This window comes from Streptomyces sp. NPDC051207, assembly GCF_040682395.1.
In the GTDB taxonomy this organism is placed as follows: Bacteria; Actinomycetota; Actinomycetes; order Streptomycetales; family Streptomycetaceae; genus Streptomyces.
In genome coordinates this window covers 1-2,062 of record NZ_JBFBAX010000078.1, presented here as the reverse complement: position 1 = coordinate 2,062, position 2,062 = coordinate 1, and the positions used below count along the sequence as shown (strand labels likewise).

The 2,062-nt window shown below is 72.5% G+C and carries 3 protein-coding genes; all 3 read left to right on the top strand.

Annotation, left to right across the window (positions count from 1 at the left end; translation table 11 throughout):
* The coding region (locus AB0M97_RS30750) for a methionine adenosyltransferase domain-containing protein (protein WP_365964261.1) at positions 1-299 on the top strand (299 nt) is incomplete at its 5' end.
* Between the two features lie 84 nt (positions 300-383).
* Positions 384-1,367, top strand: a complete 984-nt coding sequence (locus AB0M97_RS30745; RefSeq protein WP_365964260.1) for a carbohydrate kinase family protein — start codon at positions 384-386, stop codon at positions 1,365-1,367.
* A partial coding sequence (locus tag AB0M97_RS30740) for a homocysteine S-methyltransferase family protein (protein WP_365964259.1) occupies positions 1,364-2,062 on the top strand: 699 nt, incomplete at its 3' end. The genes AB0M97_RS30745 and AB0M97_RS30740, both read left to right, overlap by 4 nt.

The window sequence follows — 2,062 nt, the reverse complement described above, 5'->3', positions numbered from 1 at the left end:
TCGCCGCGGGCCTCGCCTCCCGCTGCGAGGTGCAGGTCGCGTACGCCATCGGCAAGGCCGAGCCGGTCGGCCTGTTCGTGGAGACCTTCGGCACCCACTCGGTCGCCGTGGAGAAGATCGAGAACGCCATCAAGGAGGTCTTCGACCTCCGTCCCGCCGCGATCATCCGGGACCTGGACCTGCTGCGCCCGATCTACGCCCAGACCGCCGCCTACGGCCACTTCGGCCGTGAGCTGCCCGACTTCACCTGGGAGCGCACCGACCGCGCCGAGGCCCTGAGGGCGGCCGCGGGGAGCTGAGCCCGGCACCTGGGGCGGGCCGGGCGCGCGGGCGACGGCCCGCCCCACCGGCGACCAGCGACCGAAGCGACCGAAGGAGTTCTCGTGCGCATCGCGGTGACAGGATCCATCGCCACCGACCATCTGATGGTTTTCCCCGGCCGGTTCGCGGAGCAGCTGCTGCCCGAACAGCTCGCCCACGTCTCGCTCTCCTTCCTCGTCGACGGGCTCGAGATACGCCGGGGCGGGGTCGCGGCCAACATCGCCTTCGGGCTCGGCGGCTTCGGGCTGTCGCCGCTGCTGGTCGCAGCGGTCGGCACGGACTTCGCCGAGTACGAGGTGTGGCTGAAGGAGCACGGTGTCGACACGAGCGGCGTGCGCGTCTGCGCGCAGCGGCAGACGGCCCGCTTCATGTGCATCACCGACCAGGACGCCAACCAGATCGCCGCCTTCTACGCGGGCGCGATGGCCGAGTCACGCGAGATCGACCTGCGCGTACTCCTCGCCGGCACCGAACGCCCCGGCCTGGTCCTGATCTCGCCCGACGACCCGGCGGCGATGCTGCGCCACACCGCCGAGTGCCGCGAGCTCGGCATCCCCTTCGCGGCCGACCCCTCGCAGCAACTGGCCCGGCTGGACGGCGACCAGGTCCGTGACCTGGTGGACGGCGCCACGTGGCTGTTCACCAACGAGTACGAGGCCGCGCTGCTGATGGAGCGCACCGGCTGGAGCCGTGACGAGGTCCTCGCCGCCGTCGGCACCTGGGTCACCACCCTGGGCGAGAAGGGCGTACGCGTCGAACACGCCGGACAGCCCTCTCTGACCGTCCCGGCGGTCCCCGACGTCGCCACCGCCGACCCGACCGGTGTCGGCGACGCCTTCCGCGCCGGATTCCTGGCCGCCGTCAGCCACCGGGTGCCGCTGGAGCCCGCGGCCCGCCTGGGCTGCGCCCTGGCCTCCGTGGTCCTCGGCTCGGTGGGCTCGCAGTCCCACGAGGTCGACCCGGCGCACCTGTCCACCGTCGTCGAGCGGGCCTACGGCCCCGGTGCGGCCCGACCGCTCGCGCCTGTCCTCGGGGAGCCCGCATGAGCGCCCATGACCGAACCCGCGTCCTCGCCCTCCGTGAGGCGCTCGCCACCCGTGTGGTGGTCGCCGACGGGGCGATGGGCACCATGCTCCAGGCCCAGGACCCCACGCTCGAGGACTTCCAGCACCTCGAAGGCTGCAACGAGATCCTCAACGTGACGCGCCCGGACATCGTGCGCTCGGTGCACGAGGCGTACTTCACGGCCGGCGTGGACTGCGTCGAGACCAACACCTTCGGCGCGAACTTCGCCGCGCTGAGCGAGTACGACATCCCCGAGCGCACCTTCGAGCTGTCCGAGGCCGGCGCCCGGGTGGCCCGTGAGGTGGCCGACGAGTTCACGGCGCGGACCGGGCAGCAGCGCTGGGTGCTCGGTTCGATGGGTCCCGGCACCAAGTTGCCCACTCTCGGCCACGCCCCGTACACGACGCTGCGCGACGCCTACCAGCGAAACGCCGAAGGGCTGCTCGCGGGCGGCGCCGACGCCCTCATCGTCGAGACCACGCAGGACCTGCTCCAGACCAAGGCGGCCGTCCTCGGCGCCCGCCGCGCCCTGGAGGTCTCCGGCCTGGACCTGCCGCTGATCGTGTCGGTGACGGTGGAGGCGACGGGCACGATGCTGCTGGGGTCGGAGATCGGTGCGGCGCTGACGGCGCTGGAGCCGCTGGGCATCGACATGATCGGCCTGAACTGCGCCACC